Annotated in this window: 14 protein-coding genes; 9 read left to right on the plus strand and 5 right to left on the minus strand. The window is 36.4% G+C overall.

All coding sequences use genetic code 11. The features are described from left to right. The first annotated feature begins 86 nt into the window (after positions 1-86). Positions 87-1,343: an aspartate kinase gene (locus ACFIKD_RS03000; protein ID WP_375647193.1), complete on the plus strand. Its 1,257-nt coding sequence runs from the start codon at positions 87-89 to the stop codon at positions 1,341-1,343. 2,850 nt (positions 1,344-4,193) lie between these two features. On the opposite strand, the gene nhaA is transcribed toward ACFIKD_RS03000, so the two are convergent. Further along, a complete protein-coding gene (gene nhaA / locus ACFIKD_RS03005; RefSeq protein ID WP_375635794.1) occupies positions 4,194-5,552 on the minus strand; it encodes a Na+/H+ antiporter NhaA in 1,359 nt (452 codons plus the stop codon). Positions 5,553-5,698: 146 nt separating this feature from the next. After that, positions 5,699-7,405 carry a hypothetical protein gene (locus tag ACFIKD_RS03010; protein ID WP_375647194.1) on the minus strand — a complete coding sequence of 569 codons (1,707 nt, stop codon included), beginning with the start codon at positions 7,403-7,405 and terminating at the stop codon, positions 5,699-5,701. 364 nt (positions 7,406-7,769) lie between these two features. Between ACFIKD_RS03010 and ACFIKD_RS03015 the strand changes: the two genes are divergently transcribed. The 8 genes from ACFIKD_RS03015 to ACFIKD_RS03050 all read left to right on the plus strand — a co-directional run bounded on the left by ACFIKD_RS03015 (position 7,770) and on the right by ACFIKD_RS03050 (position 15,994). Beyond that, entirely contained in the window at positions 7,770-9,542 is a 1,773-nt protein-coding gene (locus tag ACFIKD_RS03015) for an SLC13 family permease (protein WP_375647196.1), read from the plus strand. Positions 9,543-10,125: 583 nt separating this feature from the next. Next, the gene (locus ACFIKD_RS03020; RefSeq protein WP_012754797.1) at positions 10,126-10,797 is read left to right on the plus strand and encodes a tetratricopeptide repeat protein; all 672 of its coding nucleotides are present in this window, start codon (positions 10,126-10,128) and stop codon (positions 10,795-10,797) included. A gap of 4 nt (positions 10,798-10,801) precedes the next feature. Beyond that, the gene (gene der, locus ACFIKD_RS03025; RefSeq protein WP_375644557.1) at positions 10,802-12,226 is read left to right on the plus strand and encodes a ribosome biogenesis GTPase Der; all 1,425 of its coding nucleotides are present in this window, start codon (positions 10,802-10,804) and stop codon (positions 12,224-12,226) included. A gap of 1,078 nt (positions 12,227-13,304) precedes the next feature. Continuing rightward, positions 13,305-13,739, plus strand: coding sequence for an AtpZ/AtpI family protein (locus ACFIKD_RS03030; RefSeq protein WP_375635790.1), 435 nt, complete (start codon positions 13,305-13,307; stop codon positions 13,737-13,739). 7 nt (positions 13,740-13,746) lie between these two features. After that, positions 13,747-14,505: a F0F1 ATP synthase subunit A gene (locus tag ACFIKD_RS03035; RefSeq protein ID WP_375635839.1), complete on the plus strand. Its 759-nt coding sequence runs from the start codon at positions 13,747-13,749 to the stop codon at positions 14,503-14,505. Between the two features lie 54 nt (positions 14,506-14,559). After that, entirely contained in the window at positions 14,560-14,790 is a 231-nt protein-coding gene (locus ACFIKD_RS03040) for a F0F1 ATP synthase subunit C (protein WP_005773968.1), read from the plus strand. 131 nt (positions 14,791-14,921) lie between these two features. Continuing rightward, the gene (locus tag ACFIKD_RS03045; protein ID WP_012754801.1) at positions 14,922-15,488 is read left to right on the plus strand and encodes a F0F1 ATP synthase subunit B; all 567 of its coding nucleotides are present in this window, start codon (positions 14,922-14,924) and stop codon (positions 15,486-15,488) included. A gap of 11 nt (positions 15,489-15,499) precedes the next feature. Beyond that, on the plus strand, positions 15,500-15,994 hold the full coding sequence (locus ACFIKD_RS03050) for a F0F1 ATP synthase subunit B (RefSeq protein WP_375635789.1): 495 nt from the start codon (positions 15,500-15,502) through the stop codon (positions 15,992-15,994). A 119-nt stretch (positions 15,995-16,113) separates the two neighbouring features. On the opposite strand, the gene glyS is transcribed toward ACFIKD_RS03050, so the two are convergent. From glyS to ACFIKD_RS03065, 3 genes are all read right to left on the minus strand, one after another. Continuing rightward, on the minus strand, positions 16,114-18,336 hold the full coding sequence (gene glyS, locus ACFIKD_RS03055) for a glycine--tRNA ligase subunit beta (RefSeq protein ID WP_375647197.1): 2,223 nt from the start codon (positions 18,334-18,336) through the stop codon (positions 16,114-16,116). After that, the gene (locus ACFIKD_RS03060; protein ID WP_375635787.1) at positions 18,336-19,277 is read right to left on the minus strand and encodes a glycine--tRNA ligase subunit alpha; all 942 of its coding nucleotides are present in this window, start codon (positions 19,275-19,277) and stop codon (positions 18,336-18,338) included. Before ACFIKD_RS03060 ends, glyS begins: the two co-directional genes overlap by 1 nt. A gap of 92 nt (positions 19,278-19,369) precedes the next feature. After that, a complete protein-coding gene (locus tag ACFIKD_RS03065; protein WP_375647198.1) occupies positions 19,370-21,064 on the minus strand; it encodes a tetratricopeptide repeat protein in 1,695 nt (564 codons plus the stop codon). Between the last annotated feature and the right edge of the window lie 21 nt (positions 21,065-21,085).

Consider the following 21,085-nt stretch of genomic DNA (forward strand, 5'->3'; position numbering starts at 1 on the left):
GCTATGTCGAGAAAATGGTTAGTTGATACAGCATCTAATTCTCATTACCGTTTGAGATAAAAGATGTAAAGGTAAGAGTGTTATTAATGGCGCGCATTGTCATGAAATTCGGTGGAACATCTGTAGCAAATATTGAATGTATTCATAATGTTGCACGGCATGTCAAAAGAGAGATTGATGCAGGCAATGAGGTTGCCGTTGTCGTATCTGCGATGGCTGGTAAAACCAATGAGCTTGTTCAGTGGACGTGTGATGCTTCCTCCAAGCATAGAGATGCTCGTGAATATGATGTTGTGGTTGCTTCTGGTGAACAGGTTACTTCAGGTTTGTTGGCTTTGACACTTCAAGAAATGGGTGTGAATGCACGTTCATGGCTTGGTTGGCAAATTCCTATTCATACAGACAATGCGCATGGACGTGCACGTATTACTGATATTGATGGATCTTTTTTAATCGAGTGTTTTCAGGAAGGTCAGGTTGCCGTTATTGCTGGTTTTCAAGGGTTAGCTCCAGATAACCGGATTTCTACCTTAGGGCGTGGGGGATCAGATACAAGTGCTGTTGCTATAGCCGCGGCTGTACAAGCTGATCGCTGTGATATTTATACGGATGTAGATGGTGTTTATACAACGGATCCACGTATAGAACCGAAAGCGCGTCGTTTACCAAAAGTAGCTTTTGAAGAAATGCTGGAAATGGCTTCTCTTGGTGCAAAGGTTTTACAGGTTCGTTCTGTTGAATTGGCAATGGTTCATAAGGTTCGTACCTTTGTGCGTTCAAGTTTTGAGGATCCTGATGCGTTAGGCATGGAGGATCCAATGAGTTTTTCTGGAACACTTATTTGCGATGAGGATGAAATCGTGGAACAACAAAATGTTACTGGTATTGCTTTTGCTAAGGATGAAGCGCAAATTTCCCTTCGTCGGCTTGCCGATCGTCCAGGGATTTCGGCAGCAATTTTTGGTCCCTTGGCTGAAGAGCGCATTAATGTTGATATGATTGTGCAAAATATTTCTGAAGATGGCTCAAAAACTGATATGACTTTTACTGTACCATCATCAGATGTAGAAAAAGCCGTTGCACTACTTGAGAAGAATCGCAAAGAAATTGGATTTGATGTTCTCCAATTTGAAAGTGATCTTGCCAAGGTATCTGTGATTGGTATTGGAATGCGTAGCCATGCAGGTGTTGCCGCTACAGCATTTAAGGCTTTGGCTGAAAAGGGTATTAACATTCAAGCAATTACGACCTCAGAAATTAAAATTTCTATTTTGATTGATAGTGCTTACACTGAACTTGCGGTTAGAACATTACATGCTGTTTATGCACTTGATAAGGGATGAGCATTTTTTAGTTTTAACAAAGTTTCAATAACATAAAGCTTTAATATATATTAATAATTTTTGTTAAGGAAAATTTATATTTTTAACTTAAATAGAATATTTAATACAGCAAAACTCTCTCATTTTAAACTTGTTCATGATGAATTTAAAAATGGTTGCTTATACATGACAAGAGAAAGATGTTTAGGTAAAAAATGTTTAAGAAGGGATATAAAATATGCCGTCTATAAACGTTTTAAAGCCTATAGAGAGGGATAGTGAAGTCTTCACAATAAGCTTTAATAGAATAAGGAACAAAATGGCACTGCGTTTATTCAAAGGATGCATGTGACATGAGGGACAGCCTTGTGAATACAGATTTAATATTATAAATCTTAGAGAAATTTGAGCTCATTGGATTAGTGACGGAATTATCAAAAATAGAATCGAAGATGTATTTCCTAGAGATATTTAGCTTGTCTCAAATGGTTGTTTATAGCTTTATGTGTATCTTGTAAATTTATTTTTTTCCGTATTATGAGGCAATAAAAATATATCTCTATAGACAATATTTATGTTGCGCTATAAGTTGTAGAATTACTATATCTTATGCGTTTACGGCTTATAGCTCTTCAGAAGCACTTTTCATAAAATCATGTAACGATAGATCAAAATTAAATGATAATGTTATAGTGTGCTGCTTTCATGATTTCATTACTTAAATTTTTTCTCATGTCTATTTATCTTTTTTTGAATTATGACTAAGATTTTCAGAGTTTTCGATACCTCTATATGTTCTTTAGGTTAACTTTCTTCCCTTAACTACTCTATTACAAGTATTTTCTTTGTCATACTGCCACTCACGCATGAAATACATTCTTTCGTTTGTGCCGTATATCGTGCTAGTTTCTTATCATATTTACATATTTTTCAAATGGTTGTTTTTGTAAGTAAAACTCTTCTTGTAAGAAATATAGCCATTTTTATTATTCTAATTTTGTTAAATATTTTTTCTCACAATTTGTTTTTATTCAGTATATGAATGTGAAACGTATTCTCTTGTTTTGTAATTACTTTTTAATAGCATAATGCATTCGAATGGGGATATCCATTTGAAGTGAATATAAGATATGTTATCAAAGTGCAGTAATTAATACACTTATTCCCAATAAAGATATTTTTATAAATATTATTTTACTCTTATTGTATTTAATGTGGCGTTGTATAATTCGAAAGTCTCGGAAATATTGTTTTTTAAATTATCTGTAAAGAGTATTTTATGGTATTAAGAAATATAGAGCTAACTCTGTAAACAAAAAGAAAATAAATATCAACTAAGAGCGGGAAAAGGGGAGTGCAACGATATATATGCTTTATTTTTCCACTGATTGTATGTTTTAGAATAGTCTAAATGACTAGGGTTTTCTTTTTTCCCGCGAGTTAATTACGTAAACTAGAGTGCTCCCTATGGAAGAATGCTTCAAGTTTAATTCTTTCATGGAGGGAGACAAGCGATGTGTCTATGATAAAAAACGAGGATATTTTTTCTCTCCATTGTCGATCGAGTAGTGATTTTATGACGTTGTTATTCCAAATAAATCTTTTGTTTTTTGTTACCTGTATCAATATCTAATGTCAGCGCAGATGCACGTTTGATGATATATATATTGAGACGGATAAGGGGACTACGAGCAACTCCTGTTTTTGTATGCCAGATAGGAACAAGGGTGTTGCGTATACTTGTTGGGGGAACCTCTGAAATGGAGATAAAACCTAATTGGGGGAGAATATGAAGCCATAAAAGTGAAAACCAGTTTCCATTTTACAACTTCCTTTTAATTCTGCTTTACAACTTTCAAAGATATTGACAGAAATATCTTTGAAATAATGGATATTATATATTGATTCACGTTTTGTTTATTGCGTTATTTAAATCGTATATGCCTTTCACGTAAAACAAAACGCTATTATATTGCCAATTTACGCGCTTGTTTTAAATAAATATTTCTCCCCAAGCCCATTACGGCGCTTGTGGATGGCGTAACGTAAAATTTATTGGGGACCATCTCCTTTACTTAGATCAAAGGTGTCAGTTGGTCGTCATCATTTTATTTTTAGTTTTCGTGTTGAACAGCTCTTGTGTTGATATGAAGCATTCTTATTTCTTTCTTCAAATAATGTGACTCCATATTCCTCCTTGGCTGGTGACGTGTAAGGGAATAGTCTTGATTGATTGATCATGTACAGATTTGAAATGAGCAAATCTTACGATATTTGGAGTCCATTCAAGATTTATAATGATAAAGTATCATTATAAATCGAATATTTTTACCAAAAAATAATGTGCCTTTTAAGAAGATAAAAATTAAAGTTTTTAGAATACCGGCAATAATCAGTAACGAGGAGGGTGGTTTATTGGGAAAAAATAAGCCATGGAATTACTTAACTGATTACGGAATTTTGCTTATTCTTATCTGTTTCGTATAATTAAAGATAAGATATTGATTTATAATAATTAAATTTTTCTTTATAGTGAATAACTTCCCGACGAAAGGCCGCTTCTCTGAAACCACGAAGCCTTTTATATTGAAACAATTAAAATCATTCTTGTGTATATCACGATTGGAGTTAGTGTATGAATAAAAGATTATTGAAGAAAGGAATAAAAATATTTCTTATGAATCTTCTTAAGTGTCAAAGGTGTTGCGACATTAGAGACTAGTAAATAGTATGATGATATTAGTTTTCTCCTTCATAAGTGTAAAGATGAGGTGAGACAACGGATTTCACATTAAATATTGTCCGAATCCAACAAATGAGCAAAATCACTTTTTAAGAGTTTTGCATAAAAATGTATTTTCAGTTAGTTTGTTAGGAACTATGAGAAATTCCTTTATTGCGCTTAATATAAATAAATCCATATCCCAGACCGATAAGAGCAGATAAACCAGAGCCACAAAGGACCCCAATTTTTGCAGCATCAAGCAGAATAATATCTTTAAAAGCGAGCATTGAAACAAAGATAGACATTGTAAAGCCAATTCCTGCTAAAAAACCAATGAGTAAAACACCTGTCCATGTCATATGAGGGGGTAGGCGGCATAGCCCTGATTTTACGGCTATATAACTGGCTGTGATAATACCAAGAGGCTTACCAACGAAAAGACCAATGACAACACCCAAAACAATCAAGAATGATTTGTCAGAAGAAAGATCAAAGTTTGCAAAACTTACTCCTGCATTTGCGAAGGCAAAGACCGGCATGATACCGTATGCAACCCATGGATGCAACGCTTTTTGAACGCGTGTTACTGGAGCAATCATGGCCCGTTGTCCTTTGCGCATTTTTTTCAATGCGGTTGAAATATGATGCAGATCTGTTTTTGTATTTTTTTCTTGAAGAATTTGCATAGCGTTACTGAGCATGGTGAGTGGCGCCACAAGAGTACGGGTAGGAAGAACGGGAGTCATCATTCCTAAGATTACACCAGCAAGTGATGGGTGAACACCTGTTACCATTAAACCCCACCAGATGATTGCACCAGGTAAAATGTAAAGCCATGCTGATGCAAGTCCGATCCACTGAAAAAATAGCACCAAAGCAATACCTGCTCCTGCAATCATTAAACCGCTAGGATCAATGTTTGTTGAGTAGAAAAAAGCAATAATAAGAACAGCGATAATATCATCAATAATCGCTAATGATAGAAGAATAATATGAAGATTAGAAGGAATTTTTTTTCCAAGAAGAGCAAGAATACCTAGAGCAAAGGCAATATCTGTTGCTGTTGGCACAGCCCAACCGCGTATATGTCCCTCGTTAAAGTTGAAGATAAAGTAAATAATTGCGGGAACACAAACGCCTCCTATTGCGGCAACAATTGGTAAGATTGCTTGTCTAAAATCGGCAAGAGCACCTTCATGAATTTCGCGTCGAATTTCCATTCCTGCGACGAGAAAGAAAATAGTCATAAGAGCATCATTAACCCAGAAATGTAAATCCCATGAAAGAGTGAAATGACCCAAATTAAAGCCAAGAGGTGTATGCCAAAAAGATTCATAGAAAGCAGCATATTTAGAATTGGCAAAAATAAGTGCAGCAGCAGCAGCTAATAAAAGAACAATACCACTAAGAGCTTCAATATGGAGAAAACGCTCGATCGCAGAAAGCGCTTGATTGGTGACACGAGAAGCGCGATTAGGCAGGCGATTTGAAGATAAATCAGACATGAACAACTCCAAGCATCGACAATTTTAGATTCTATATTCTCTGTGTAAATGACTTTATATGATACCTTCTGTATCATATAAAAGCAAAAAGAGGAATAAAGTTCTTAATTTATAGACAAAATCATCATATTTAAAGCACAAAATGTTTAAGGTGATGCTTCATTTTTAATAGTGAGATGTACTTTGTTTAAAGCCTTGGATAGATCATTTTGTAGAGCAGATTCGAGATCAACCATCGTGAGCGCTTTATTATCTTTTGCTTTAATTTTAACAATCAATGTTTGTGGATTTTTAGCAAATTCCCCTAAGGATTTTGAAATTTTTTCTGCTTCGTCATGATTTTTTAGAAGCATTTTTGGGGTCTGCGTCATCATTAGATAGAAATCGTCATAGAGCTCCTTTTTAAGATCATGTTGGTTGTCATTAAGATTTTGCGCAAGATAAGAAAAAAGCTTCTCAATGAAACCTGCATCCCTATATTGCACATCAATTTCATTGATGCCAAAGTCTTGAGAAGCAGCAATCATTACATTTTGCTGACCAGAAAAAAGCTTTTCATCAACATCAATAACCTTAGCTGATATGTTCCCAGATCCAACGTCTCTCATATTGAAAGACATTGCATCAAGAAGGAGCATACGTTTTTTTTCATCGTAAGAAATATCAATTTTTCCTGAAATGTCAAAGCGCTCAAAGTTCAGATTTTTGAAGAACTCTAAGTCTTTTTCATTCATTTTTTTAGGTAAAACAGAAAGGTTATTGAGAGAAAGAAAAAGCTTTTTGGGGATAGGTTGTTTCCACAAGGTTGGTTTAAATTGGAGTGATTCGAGTGTTGCTTTCAACTGCGGTATATCAACGGTGATATTATCAATTTTGGCATCCGCTGAGGTAATGGCGAGCAGTATGTTTAGAAGAAGACCATTTTGTGCTATTTTTTCAGCGATTTTATTATTCTCTTTTCTTGCATTAAGATAAGCTTTGATCAATTTTTCAGGAGTTTGTTCAAGCGGCTTCATTTTTAAACCAGATGTTTTAAACTGTCCGAGGAAGAAAGAACTGCTTTTTTCCGCTTCTTCTAAAACATCGACACTTACATTATTCAGAGAAATGGGGCCAGTGACGGTTTTACCTTGGTTGAGAGCATTGTTTTTTCCAAAAATGATAGAATAGGCATAGTTGATGTCGATATCATGGGCTTTTATTGTATCACTTTTAGCCATAAGCTGCATCTGTTTGGCACCATTTACTGCAACTGTTTTAAGATCCATATTTTTAATACTAACTGAATGGATATGGCCATTTTTAAAATCAGAAAGCTGGAAATTCTTGACTTCAACCGTTTCTATTCGGTTGTTTTTATTTTCTATAGAAAGTTGTATATTGGGAGCAATAATTGAGGAAAGCTCAATACGCATCATTGATTGTAAAAGCCGTGATGTTATCGTTCTATCTTTTTCTTTTAAGGATACACTCCGAAGAGAAATTTGGGGAATTTGCACATGAATATTATTATGCTTTAAATCAACATTATAAAATGTAAAAGTTCCGGGAATAAAGGAAAGGGGAGGACGGGCAGAAATGGCACCAATTCTAAGTGATGTACCAGCTGGAACAGGTAATGTCACATTCTTCAAATTGACTCTACCTAGAATGCTTACTTCAGATGTTCGGGCTTTTATGCCACGACGGGCTATTTCTTGTTTTACAAAACTGTCAAGATAGGGTTTTGCGATATAAAATCCACCAACAATTATAATTGCCAAAATAGCAACAAATCCAATAATGCAAGTGAGCCAATATCTGAGGTTACTTTGATACCCACTATTAAGATTGAGCATTCTTTCTTCTTTCATTTTTATCACTCTTTGAATTGAGAGTGAAGATAAATTCTTTTAAGCAACGACAAAGGTTTAAATATAGCGTGTACCAGTTTCAACAATTATCTACTCTCTATATTAGAGTTATTCTCATCTTTTTTGCAATAGAGCTTTATCAACTTTTATCAATTTTCTTTGAGTTTAGCTCTTTATAGAAAAGAACGCATAATAACGCATAATAAGGAGAGGTAAGTTTATGCGCATCATAATTTTTTATCATTTTAAAATTATCCTAAAATATTCCGATGTCTGTTTTTATCTTGCTGCTGTTTATAGGAATATTTAAAACATAAAAAATATGTTTTTGTGCATTATAATTTAATGGGGAGAGGTGAGTGTTATGACAGAAAATCAAATAATGGCTTTTTCGATCATTGGTCTCATGATGGTTGTTTTTATTTGGGATCGATTTCGTTATGATCTTGTTGCTATTTGTACGTTATTAATAGCTTGTGCTCTTGGTCTTGTCAGTCCGAAGGAAGCTTTTAGCGGTTTTAGTAATGATATTGTTATTATCGTGGGGAGTGTGTTTGTTGTCAGTACGGCCGTATCGCGCTCTGGTATAATGGAATTTATTATTCAACGGATATGGCCAGATGTGAAATCTGTGCGTCTTCAATTAGCCTTTTTAGTTCTTTCTGTTGTTGTATTATCAATGTTTGTTAAAAATATTGGTGCTTTGGCTATTATGCTTCCGATAGCTTTTCAGTTTGCACGTCGTTCTCAGGTTTCTCCTTCTGTCTTTTTGATGCCCATGGCCTTTGGTTCTTTGTTGGGGGGGCTTATGACACAGATAGGAACATCTCCCAATGTTGTTATTTCAGCGATGCAAGAACGTTTAGCAGGAACACCTTTTACTATGTTTGATTTTACACCAGTTGGTGCGGTTATTGCGGCGGCTGGTGTTGTATATTTAGTCTTTTTTTATTGGCTTTTGCCTGTACGTGTGCGTTCAGGTGTATCATTTGATGATGCCATTGATATTCGTAATTATGTTGCAGAAGTGCGTATTCCAATAAATTCACCGATTATAGGGAAAAATATTGTTGATTTGGTTAAGCCATCAAGTGGTGACGTTATGGTGATTCAAATCATCAGAAACAAAGTATCTATTTCACCGTTACCAGATTTTGTTTTGTCTGAAAATGATATTATTTTGCTGGAAGGGTCGCATACAGGGTTAGATAGCGTGATGAACTCTGCTCGTTTAGAGTTTTCTAAGGGGCGAACTATTGCTGCAGGTGATAAGGACAGTGACATCGATATTATTGAAGCAGTCATCACCCATAATTCACCTCTTATTGGTATTAGTGCGAAAGAGTTTTCCCTATTTGATCACTATAATGTAAATTTGCTTGCATTAAGTCGTCAACATGAAAGGGTGCGGGGAAGACTTGATGATATTATTTTCCATCTTGGCGATGTGATTGTTTTGCAAGGACAGGATGCAGTTATTCCAAATTTATTAAGAGAATTGAAATGCCTGCCCCTAGCAAAACGAAATATTGTGTTTGGAAATTTACGACATGGTTTCATCTCGGTAGCTGTTTTATTTATAGCAATTATTTTTACAGCTTTTCATATTGTTCCCGTTGCGTTTTCTTTTTTTTCTGCTGCTGCTGCAATGGTTATCTTTCGCGTTTTGCCCGCGCGTGATCTGTATCAGGCATTAGATGGCCAAATATTAGTACTATTAGCGGCTCTTATTCCAGTAAGTGAAGCGTTAGAGAAAACAGGATGTACGGATCTCATTGGTCAATGGCTGAGCCAATTGGCAATATTTTTCCCGCCATCTGGTGCCTTAGCACTTATGTTGGTGACAGCTATGTTGGTCACGCCATTTTTGAATAATGCAGCAACAGTGATGATGGTAGCACCAATTGCGTCAAGTTTTGCTCATTCCCTACATTATAAGCCTGAAGCTTTTTTGATGGCTGTTGCAATTGGTGCGGGCTGTGAGTTTCTTACACCTATTGGACATCAAAGTAATATGCTCGTGATGGCACCAGGAGGATATCGTTTTAGTGATTATCCACGTTTGGGTGCTCCATTGGCGGTGTTGATCGTTATTATTGCTGTTCCAATGCTTATGTGGGTTTGGCCCTTACAATAGGATATTTTTAGAAAATTTAAGGATCAATTACAAAAGGTTGTTAATCGTATAAAGATAAGTTGAAGGGATACATTTTGTATAAAGAGCTTTAACTGAAGATTTGAAATTATACCACACTTTTATTATGGTACTTCGGTATTTTTGATACAGATAAGATTCATCTATTTGGTTTTAGTAGGTGTTCGTGGAAATTTATTTTTTGTTCAAGTTTTTAAAAGAATTGTCTTTTCTATTATAATTCTATAATCCAATATTATCAACGATTGCGTTGAAGACTTTAAAAGATTATCTCTCTATATAATGGGGAGAAAGTCCGCTTGAGATGATAGGCAATCATGATAAATATTAAAACAGTGAATTTTTTATAAGACTCAAAACAATATATAAAAGCTGTAATGTGAGCAAACAGGGCGGTTACATCATTTTCGATTAAGACTGTTGCAAAAATCCGATTGATTTGGCTACATGTTGATTTAAAATAAATAAACGAGCAATTTAAAGATTTTTAGTTAATTAGGACTACCATCTTTGTCCATTTATGCGTAAAAGCACAGGGAAAGTAACTTTTTTCAAGGTATGATATATGTCGTATGATAGTTTTATTGCTGAAGTGAATGCAGAATTTCGTCAGGAAAAGGCGCTTGCTTTTTGGAGGCGGTATGGTTTTTCAATTATTGGAGCAGCTATTCTTTTTATACTCATGATAGTTGCTTATCAAATTTACCATCATCAGCAAATAAAGAAAGCCGGTTATATTGGTGATGCATTTGTAAAAAGTCTTGATTTTGCGGATACACGTCATTTTGATAAAGCGATAAAGCAATTAGAAACTGTTAAAACCTCTCATTTTGGGGGGTATCCTTTTCTTGCTCGTTTACGTGAGGCTTCTTTACTCATGGAGAAGGGTGACATTATTAAGTCAGTGGAGATTTTTGATTCTGTTGCAGCGGATGAGAAAGCACCAGAGATTTTGCAGAAAGTTGCAAAAATTCGGGCGGCTTATATCCTAGTTGATACAGGGACATTAGCTGATGTTGAAAAGCGTATCAAAGATATGACAAGTGATACCGATCCTATGCATATGTCTGCAAGAGAGGCTTTAGGTTTAGCTGCTTATAAGGCGGATAAAATGGATGAGGCGGTTTATTATTTTAAGAAAATTTCTGAAAAAGGTGCTTTGGGTTCAAAAATAACAGATCGGGCTCGAATAATGCTTGAGCTGATACAAGCTGAGGGCAAGGCAAATAAGGAATAAATCGATGAGCCTTACCATTGCTATCGTTGGTCGTCCCAATGTTGGGAAGTCAACACTATTTAATCGTTTGGTTGGGAAAAAATTGGCTTTGGTTGATGATAAGCCTGGTGTAACACGTGATCGACGTATTCATGCGGCAAAACTTCAAGATCTACGTTTTGATGTGATTGATACGGCTGGGCTGGAAGAAGCAGGTGATCATACACTTGAGGGGCGTATGCGTTCTCATACAAAAGCTGCGATTGATGAAGCGGATCTTATTTTATTTGTATTTGATGCAAAGAGCGGGATAACACCAAGTGATTTAAATTTTGCTTCATTGGTTCGCAAATCAGGAAAGCCAATTGTGCTTGTTGCTAATAAGTCTGAGTCAAGAGCGGCAACAGGAGGAGAGTATGAGGCGTGGTCATTAGGTTTGGGGGAGCCGTGCCTAATATCGGCTGAACATGGTTTGGGACTTAGTGATCTGCGTGATGCAATTATAGATGCTGTGGGGTCAGAGCATGCTTTTGGCAACAACAAAGAAGAAGATATTACGATACAGCTTGCATCTGTTGGTGATGATGTAAACGATTTGGAAGAAGAAGAGCTTATTTACGATGAAAGTAAGCCCATTAGGATTGCAATTGCAGGGCGTCCCAATACAGGAAAATCCACTCTTATCAATAGTATGTTGAAACAAGAGCGCTTGTTAACAGGACCAGAAGCAGGACTTACGCGTGATTCTATTTCTGTAGATTGGGAATGGCGTGGTCGTCATATTAAACTTTTTGATACTGCAGGTTTACGTCGAAAATCGAAAATTCAAGAAAAATTAGAAAAACTATCTGTTGCAGATACTTTACGTGCTATTCGTTTTGCAGAAGTGGTGGTCATTGTTTTTGATGCAACGATACCTTTTGAAAAGCAAGATTTACAAATTGCTGATCTTGTGATTCGTGAAGGGCGTGTTCCAGTTATTGCTTTCAATAAGTGGGACCTTATTGAAAATAGTCAGACCACATTGATTGATTTGCATGAAAAATGTGCGCGATTTCTTCCTCAAGTTCGTGGTTTGAGAGCTGTTCCTTTATCAGGACAATATGGTCAAGGGATTGATAAACTGATGGAAAATGTCATGATGATGCACCGTGTATGGAATCGTCGCATTTCGACGGCTAAATTGAACCAATGGCTTGGAACTGTTGTTGCACATCATCCACCTCCTGCGGTTTCTGGACGTCGACTTAAGGTTAAATACATCACACAGGTTAAGACACGTCCTCCTGGATTTATGATTTCTTGCTCGCGCCCCAAAAGTATGCCACAGTCGTATTTGCGCTATCTTGTCAATGGGTTACGTGAAACATTTGATATGTCTGGTATACCCGTTCGCATATCATTACGAGCCTCTGATAATCCTTTTGCGACACGTTCCAAAAAGAAATGATAACTCTTTAATTTTTTTAAGTGATGAAATCTATACTTAAGAATCTTAAAAATAAGTTTTTTCAATGATCGTTCTTTTCATAAAAGAAAAAATTTTTATTTGCTAAAGTTTTAATTTTATTGATAATCATTTACCATGAGCGCTATTGAATAGAGTTCTCTCATCTTGATAAAGATCATTTATTTGCATGTTATGAGAAGAGTTTAATAGGGAGTATTTAAGAAAGAGTACATCATCCTCTTAATGGGTTATTTAAATGCAAGAATAGATGCAAATATGAGGGTAGGGAAATACAATTATGATGCTCGTTTGAAAAGAAGCATTAAATTATCGTTTTATAAAAATAAAGATTATGAATAAGCGCTTTTGCTTACGATAGTTTGTCTAAATAAAAAGCAAAAATATTTGCTGAATCTACCGATATTCAATTGTAAAGGGCGAAATTCAAAAAAGTGGATTAAAATTGTATAAAGTAGTATGGTGATTTTATTTAAATTTTATTGTGTTCTATTGGCTTGACCTATTTGAAATTTTAGATTTATCGTATTTAAAGGAACCTCTCTTAATACCCTCAAGCTCATTGAGTGATGGGTTCTGTGATGGCATATGTAAAATACTTTGCGAATAGGATCATATAAAAACCATTGATCATTTTCATAAAATAAAAAGTGCAAGTTTATTTGAATAAAAGGAACAAAACAACGCTCTCATACTGTTTTTAGCTTTCTATGTTCTCTTTCAAAACTAGAATTGATATAACATTGGGAGCTGGAAAATAAGATGGTATCAGTTTACACCTTTTGTTAAGCGTAAAAGTGGCTGTTCTATGAGTTTTATATCATTCACGGGAACTTTTCGTTATACATTCACGGGTGCTGTCGTGAAATCGGTTTAGGTGCTCAGAATATCTTTTTAAGAAAGATGTAAATTAAAAAATACGTTATTTATACAATAAAATTTATACGATAATTTGTGATAGATTTCTTTTAGTATCTTGACGAATAAATTCGGGAACAATATGATGCACACGGTTTTATGAAATGCATTCTTACTTTGCTTTTTAATTAAGGAGCCAATGATGGCGATGGGCGAGAAACCCGTTATAAGCCGTAAGGAGGCTGAAGAGGAAAAGCAAGGAGAGTGTCTTCATTCAGAGGATTTGGAATGTCGTAGTAGGAACTTAAGCGTAGCTTTAGTGCGCAAGCGGGCATTAAAGAAGCGGGAGCATAAGAATAAGCGAGAAAAATCACAAGGAGGGATGGCAAATGCAATTAAGCTTTCCAGTGAGTTTCTGGCGAGTGTTATAGTTGGTGTTATTTTAGGGTTAGGGTTTGATAAGTTAGCAGGTTCGTATCCTTGGGGATTGGTATTTTTTCTCTTCTTTGGATTTGCTGCTGGTGTAGTGAGTATTCTTCGGTTTGTGGGGTATGTTTCCTCCAGTCAATTAGGAAAAAAAGGCGTATTGCGCCAAGATAAACAAGATAAAGGGGCCAATGAGAGGTCCGATAAATGAGGTTGAAGTGACAGCGCACGCTCCAGATCCTATTCATCAGTTTGAGGTTTCAAGGCTGATTAAGATTTCCATAGGAAATATGGATTTATCGTTTACAAATGTATCATTGTTTACAGTTCTCACGGTTGTTATAACTTCTATTTTTCTCTTCATTTCATCATCAAGTCGTGGATTGGTTCCAACGCGGATGCAGTCTCTTTCGGAAATGGCATATGAGTTTGTAGCATCGACTCTGCGGGAATCATCTGGTGTACAGGGAATGCAGTTTTTTCCTTTAGTTTTTTCTCTGTTTACTTTTATTTTGGTTGCTAACTTTATTGGTCTTTTTCCTTATTTTTATACGGTTACATCGCAGATCATGATCACGTTTTCGTTAGCAATGGTGGTAATTTTGACGGTGATTGGTTATGGCTTTTATAAGCATGGGGTCAGTTTTTTGAAACTGTTCGTTCCCAGTGGAGTTCCTGTTGTGGTTTTGCCTCTGGTGACAATGATTGAGGTTATTTCTTTTCTCTCCCGTCCAATTAGTCTTTCTCTTCGTCTTTTTGCGAATATGCTTGCTGGTCATATTACGCTCAAAGTGTTTTCTGGGTTTGTTGTTTCAATGATTGGGGTAGGACTCGTAGGTGTGGGTGGTTCGGTTTTACCGCTTATTATGACTGTAGCGATTACTGCTCTTGAGTTTTTGGTCGCATTTCTTCAGGCTTACGTCTTTACGGTTTTAACTTGTATGTATCTTAATGATGCAATTCATCCAGGACATTAATAGAACTGGCGGTTTTCCGTCGAATAATGCAATTTCGCTTTAAAGGAGAATAACATGGAAATGGTGCTTGCAGCAAAATATATTGGCGCTGGTCTTGCTTGCTTTGGTATGGCTGGAACAGCTTTAGGACTTGGTAATATTTTTGGTAGCTATCTTTCTGGTGCATTACGAAATCCATCAGCAGCGGATAGTCAGTTTGGACGTCTTGTCTTTGGTTTTGCTGTAACAGAAGCTTTGGGAATTTTTTCACTGCTCATTGCTTTACTACTTCTTTTTGGGGTTTAATCATCATCAAAAGGGTATATCTGTTCTTGCATGAGGAAAGATTTACCCTTTTAGCTCTTAACCAGAGAGATGTCAGTCAGTTATCATCGGTTATAGAGGGCTTTAATAAGCTATTTAAAGGATGAAAGAAGATGTTTGTTTCAAGCGCTTATGCACAGAACACTGAAACGTCGATAGAACATATTAAAAAGGTGGCAGAACATGCAAATCGCGTGTTTCCGCCTTTTGATTTTGTACATTTTGGTTCGCATTTTTTCTGGTTGGCGATTTCTTTCGGACTTTTTTATCTTTTTATCTCTCGTGTAATTGTACCACGTATTGGTGGTGTTATTGAAACGCGGCGAGATCGAATCGCATCTGATTTAGATCAGGCAATGCGCATGAAGCAGGAAGCAGACATTGTTGTTGAAACTTATGAGCGGAAATTAGCAGAAGCGCGTTTGAAAGCGCATGCTATAGCGCAGGTAGCTAGTGAAGAATTAAAAGAAAAAGCAGAGCTTGAACGGAAAGAAATTGAAGAGAGTTTAGAAAAAAAACTCGCAGATGCTGAAAAACAGATAGCAAAAATTCGGGATAAGGCGATGCAAAATGTTGGTTCTATCGCTGAAGAAGTGGCTCTTGAAATTGTGAAAAAATTGATTGACGTTGATATCAGCAAAGAGGCTGTTCGTTCAGTTGTTAAAACAGCGGATTATTGAGGAAGACAAAAATGACTGATACTTTTTGGGCATTTGTTGGGTTAGTTCTTTTTTTAGCTCTTTTAGTCTATTTCCAAATTCCACAGAGGGTTATACACCATCTTGATGCGCGCGCGAAGCGTATCAAAGATGAGCTGGATGAGGCTCTGCGTCTTCGTGAAGAGGCACAGGAAATATTGGCTGAATATCAACGCAAACATGCAGAAGCAGAAAAAGATGCGCAAGAAATTATTGCAGCAGCAAAACATGAAGTTGAATCTGTTATTGCTGAGGCTCGTACAAAAGCAGAAGAATATGTAAAAAACCGCAATAAATTGGCAGAGCAAAAAATTGCTCAAGCAGAAGCGGATGCGATACGCATGGTTTCTTCATCGGCTATTGATTTGGCAATTTCTACAGCACGTATCCTTATTGCAAAGGAATTAGATTCTGACAAGGCAGACGAACTTATTAAAGAGTCTCTTGAGAAAGAATCATTTATCAAAATGAAAACATATCTTAATTAATGATATTTGAGAGATAAAAAATGTCCTCTTTGGTTGCATAATTTTCTCAAGATTCATTAATAAAAGTCATAAAAAAATTTATCTTCATTATTTTTATCAATTAATAGGACATTTTGATTCTAAATGACAAGTTTTGAAAAGTCCGCAACCGATTGTGTAATAATGTGAATACGTTTGAGAAGAGCAAAACGGTTAGCACGAACATCAGGTTTTTTATCATTCACCAATACCTTTTCGAAAAATATATCAATCAATTTTCCAAGTGGCGCTAGCACACTGAGTACAAATGATAAATTTGTCGCATTGATGGGAGCAAGAACCTGTTTTTCTACTTCACAAATTGCATGATAGAGCTGCTTTTCTTCTTTCTCGACAAAGAGCTCAGGATTAATTTCATTCACTATTGTTGTGCTTTTTTGAAATTCATTTTCAAGAATATTGGCAGTACGTTTTACAGAGGCTACAAAGTTCATTCCATCATGGGTATTGATAAAAGCGATAAGCGATTCGACACGACGTGCAACCAATAAAAAATCATCAGAATCTTTATTTAAAACGGCTTCAAGGGCATCGTAACGAGCACCTTCCTCTTTTAGATAGATTTTCAAACGGTCATGAAAAAAGAATAACAGGTCTGATAAAATATATTCTGTTTTTTCTGGAAGCAGATTCAGCAATTGTGAATTTTCTCTTTGAGAGATTTCATATTTATTTTTTTGTTGTAAGAAAAGATTCATTGCTAACTGAAACAGTGGCATAAGATTGATTTTCCAATCTCGCGAAAGTACAAGCCTAATAACTCCCAGTGCTGCTCGTCTTAACGCATAGGGATCTTTTGAGCCCGTTGGTTTTTCATTAATGAGCCAAAAGCCAACGAGCATGTCAATTTTGTCGGCGAGCATAACGGTTATAGCAAGCGGTTCTTGTGGAAGGCGATCTGTTGGTCCTTGAGGTTTATAATGGTCCTCAATTGCTACAGCTACGCGAGGATCTTCCTCTTGAAGAAGGGCATATTTTTGCCCCATAACCCCTTGTAGTTCAGGAAACTCTCCGACAATTTCTGTTTGCAAATCAGCTTTTGCAAGGATTGCTGCACGTTTTGCTAAAAGAGGATCTGTCTGTATCAAAGGTGCAATTTCTTGTGCGAGTGTAGCAATGCGTTCTATTCTTGCACCTTGCGTACCTAATTTAGCATGAAAAGTTACATTCAAATGATCAAGTCGCGCCATTCTTTGATCGAGAGGTTTTTTTATATCAAGATCAAATTTTTTTATAGAAGATTCTAATTGTTGAATATCAGGCAAATCACGCTGATCGGTTTGCCAAAAATAAAGTGCATCAGAAAGACGGGCACGGACAACCTTACTATTTCCTTTTGAAATTTCTTTGCCTTCATCATTTGAAAGAATATTAGAAACGAGAATAAAATGATGAGAAAGTTTTACTTTTTCTCCTTGTTTACGGGTAACAAAACATTTTTGATTAGCTCGAATGGTCAAGCGAATAATTTCTGGAGGAATATCAAGGAATGATTGGTCAAAATCACCCATCAGGATAACAGGCCATTCAACAAGACCAGCAACTTCTTCTAGGAGGGGATTGTCTTGAACTAGTTCTAAACCGTTGGCAAAGCAGAGATTTTGGGCATCAGCTAAAATAATATTCTTTCGTCTCTCGGCATCCAGAATGACTTTATGGGTTTCAAGTTGAGTAACATAATCATCAAAGCGGCGCACTTGAAATGGCTTTCCATCACTTAAGAAACGATGACCATAAGTTAAATTATTGCTTTTAAGAGAACCAATTGTAAACGGAATAACATGTGTTTCACCAATTTCTGGTCCGAAGACGCAAAGAATGTTTTGTAAGGGTCGAATCCACTTCAGAGCACCACTTTGTGCTGAATCTTTTCCCCAACGCATAGATTTCGGCCACGGAAAGTTGCGGATAATATTCGGTAAAATATCGGCAATAATTTCTTCTGCAGCTCGACCTTTTTTAACAATTTTAGCAATATAAAAATGACCTTTTTTATCATCATGTCCAATATGTGCTTCAGAAATATCGTTTAATCCTGTTGCACGTAGAAAACCATCAATTACATGCTGTGGTGATTTTATACTAGGACCTCTTCGTTCTTCATGGATATCTTTTGAGCGTATGGAAAGTCCGCGTATGTCCAATGTTAGCCGACGAGGTGTCCAATATTCACGAGCAGCTTCATAGATCAATCCAGCATTCACAAGTTGATCTGTAACAGATTTTTTGAGATCAGCAGCAGCTTTTCGTTGCATACGTGCGGGGATTTCTTCACTGAAAAGTTCAAGAAGAAGATCAGACATTAGGCTTCTCCAGTATATATTTGTCCAGCTTCTGTGAGTAAGAAGGCTTCCCCACAACGGCGCGCGAGATCACGAACGCGAAGAATGTAATTTTGTCGTTCGGTTACAGAAATAACGCCACGTGCTTGCAAAAGATTAAAGATATGGCTCGCTTTAATACATTGATCATAGGCAGGAAAAACACAGCGATGTAATATATTTTCTTTATTTGGTTTTCCAGCATCAAGAAGTGCCCTGCATTCGCGTTCTGCATCGATAAAATGCTGATGTAGCAATTTTGTATCAGCAAATTCGAAGTTGTAATATGAGTATTCCTGTTCTGCCTGTAAAAAAATATCTCTATAACTTATTTTGTTTTCTCCCTCCAAACCATTAAAGTTAAGGTCATAGACGTTATCAACCCCTTGGATATACATCGCTAGACGCTCAAGACCGTATGTGAGTTCCCCTGAAACTGGAGCGCATTCAATGCCACAAACTTGTTGAAAATAAGTAAATTGAGAGACTTCCATCCCATCGCACCAGCATTCCCATCCAAGCCCCCAAGCACCAAGGGTGGGACTTTCCCAATCATCTTCAACAAAGCGAATATCATGCAGTTTTGTATCAAGTCCGATAGCTTGTAGCGACTTTATGTAAAGTTCTTGTAGATTGAGCGGAGAGGGTTTGAGAAGTACTTGGAATTGATAATAGTGTTGTAAACGATTTGGATTCTTACCATATCGTCCATCTGTTGGACGTCTGGAGGGTTGGACATAAGCAACTTTCCAAGGGCGTGGACCTAGGGAGCGTAATGTTGTTGCTGGATGAAAAGTCCCAGCTCCGACTTCCATATCGTAAGGTTGCAAAATTGCACATCCATAGTGTGCCCAATAATTTTGCAAAGTTAAGATTAGTCCCTGAAAAGAACGTTTAGGGTTAAGATGTTCAGGCAGTTTCACGCTTTATACTCTTTATATTGGACTAAACAAAAAACCAAAGTAATTTTAGTTTCTCTGTTTATTATTTCATGTGGTTTATGGTTAAGCATCGTTTATTGCAAACCAAATTTCAACTTTTCTTGAATTTGTTCAGAATTTTCTGGTTTTCCGTCAATTGCGTGGTTCCATTGAAAGATTGCTTCACGTTTACGTCCAACTTTCCAATAGACATCACCTAAATGATCATTCAGTGTTGGGTCCTCAGGTTGTAATCTGACAGCATTTTCTAATATTTGCACTGCTTTATTATATTCTTTTAGTTTATAATAAGCCCACCCTAAAGAATCGAGAATATGACTGTTGTGAGTTTGCAAAGCGGAAGCTTTTTGCAGCATACGGAGCGATTCTTCAAGCTTCTCACCACGTTCTACAAGGGAATAGGCTAAATAATTAAGAACCTGCGGCTGGTTTGGAAAAAATTCAAGCGATTTTCTCAAGTCAATTTCTGCTTTTGGCCATTGCTTTAAACGTTCGAAAGCAATACCACGCTGATAAAAGAGTTTCCAATCGTCCTGCTGAAAGTTTTTTATCTGGGCAATAGCGGTGTCTAGAGTTTTAATGGCCTCAAGGAATTTATTGTCCTGCATATAAAAAGCAACGAGCGTTATCAAAATATTACGATCATTGGGAAACTTTTCATTTAACAATGTGAGTAATTTTATTGCTTCTTTGTAATTGTTGTTATTGGCAAGAAGGAATGCAAGATGAAGTTGTCCATCTTTATAATAAGGAGATTTAGGGGATAAAGCGCGATAAAGTTTAATTGCTTTATGAGGATCACTCAATTTAGCAGAAATGTGTGCGAGCTGAAACAGTGTTGCGTCATTTTGAGGGTATAAGGCGAAAGATAATTGCTTAAAAATACGTGCAATTCGCCCTGAGTTTTTGTGGTTGAGGGCTGTTCCAAAATTATATAATACCTCAGCTGCTCCTTGTTGAGGTGTTTTAATAACTCTCTCTAAGAAAGAATTTTTTTCAATTTTTTCTCGAAAGTTTTTAAGGACTTCTCGACCTGACAACATTTGTTCGCCATTTTGGATTGTTTGAATAGCTTGGTTACGCATATTATGGCGCAATTGGAATGAGGCATAGGCTATGATAATACGTTCATAGGTATTAGGAGCGATAAGAGTCCCCTGTTTGTTACTAAGTGCTTTAATGAAATATTTTTTTGCATCCTTTGGCTGTTCTGCAAGGTCGCTCATAAGTGCTAGATGATAAGATATAAAAAGGTCATACCAGACAGGACCTTTGAGTTTCTTAAGATCAGCGATTGCCTGAGATTTTTGTCCAGATCCAAATTTAATCCAAGCACCGATGAGTTCAGGTATTGGATTATTGGATTTCGGAGGTTCTTTTGATTGCAGAAGAAAATTGGCATTCTTATAGTCTTTTTTGATGAGACTTTCTACTGACAAAGTTAAGGAAACAAAGGGAGTTATAACATCTTGCTCTTTGAGTTTTTGGGCTTGTTGGACAGCTTCTTTAAAGTTTCCGACCGAGAGCATAGCTTCAAGGAGCTCTTTTTGTGTTTCAATGTTATCAGGCTGATAAACGAGTGCTTGTTTAAAGTAATTGATAGCAAGTTCTGTTTTATTTTCATGATTTGCAACCCTTCCAGCTAAATAAGCACCTGTAAATGAGCTTGTATGAATTGCGGTGCTTATTTTACTGTAGGTGGGGAATGGCATCAGCATGATACCCACGATAAAGAGGGTAAAAATTCGGGATACCGTTGCAGAGCACATGGAGCTAATCCTTTTCAAGAT

Source organism: Bartonella sp. CR84HXZ, from assembly GCF_042194535.1.
Classification (GTDB): Bacteria; Pseudomonadota; Alphaproteobacteria; order Rhizobiales; family Rhizobiaceae; genus Bartonella; species Bartonella grahamii.

Bases quoted from the DNA above. Each gene is read 5' to 3' on its own strand.
- ACFIKD_RS03030 (WP_375635790.1), top strand. From the start codon at position 13,305: ATGGCGATGGGCGAGAAACCCGTTATAAGCCGTAAGGAGGCTGAAGAG.
- ACFIKD_RS03040 (WP_005773968.1), top strand. From the start codon at position 14,560: ATGGAAATGGTGCTTGCAGCAAAATATATTGGCGCTGGTCTTGCTTGC.
- glyS (WP_375647197.1), bottom strand. From the start codon at position 18,336: ATGTCTGATCTTCTTCTTGAACTTTTCAGTGAAGAAATCCCCGCACGT.
- ACFIKD_RS03020 (WP_012754797.1), top strand. From the start codon at position 10,126: ATGTCGTATGATAGTTTTATTGCTGAAGTGAATGCAGAATTTCGTCAG.
- ACFIKD_RS03010 (WP_375647194.1), bottom strand. From the start codon at position 7,405: ATGAAAGAAGAAAGAATGCTCAATCTTAATAGTGGGTATCAAAGTAAC.
- der (WP_375644557.1), top strand. From the start codon at position 10,802: ATGAGCCTTACCATTGCTATCGTTGGTCGTCCCAATGTTGGGAAGTCA.
- ACFIKD_RS03050 (WP_375635789.1), top strand. From the start codon at position 15,500: ATGACTGATACTTTTTGGGCATTTGTTGGGTTAGTTCTTTTTTTAGCT.
- ACFIKD_RS03000 (WP_375647193.1), top strand. From the start codon at position 87: ATGGCGCGCATTGTCATGAAATTCGGTGGAACATCTGTAGCAAATATT.
- ACFIKD_RS03065 (WP_375647198.1), bottom strand. From the start codon at position 21,064: ATGTGCTCTGCAACGGTATCCCGAATTTTTACCCTCTTTATCGTGGGT.
- ACFIKD_RS03045 (WP_012754801.1), top strand. From the start codon at position 14,922: ATGTTTGTTTCAAGCGCTTATGCACAGAACACTGAAACGTCGATAGAA.
- nhaA (WP_375635794.1), bottom strand. From the start codon at position 5,552: ATGTCTGATTTATCTTCAAATCGCCTGCCTAATCGCGCTTCTCGTGTC.
- ACFIKD_RS03015 (WP_375647196.1), top strand. From the start codon at position 7,770: ATGACAGAAAATCAAATAATGGCTTTTTCGATCATTGGTCTCATGATG.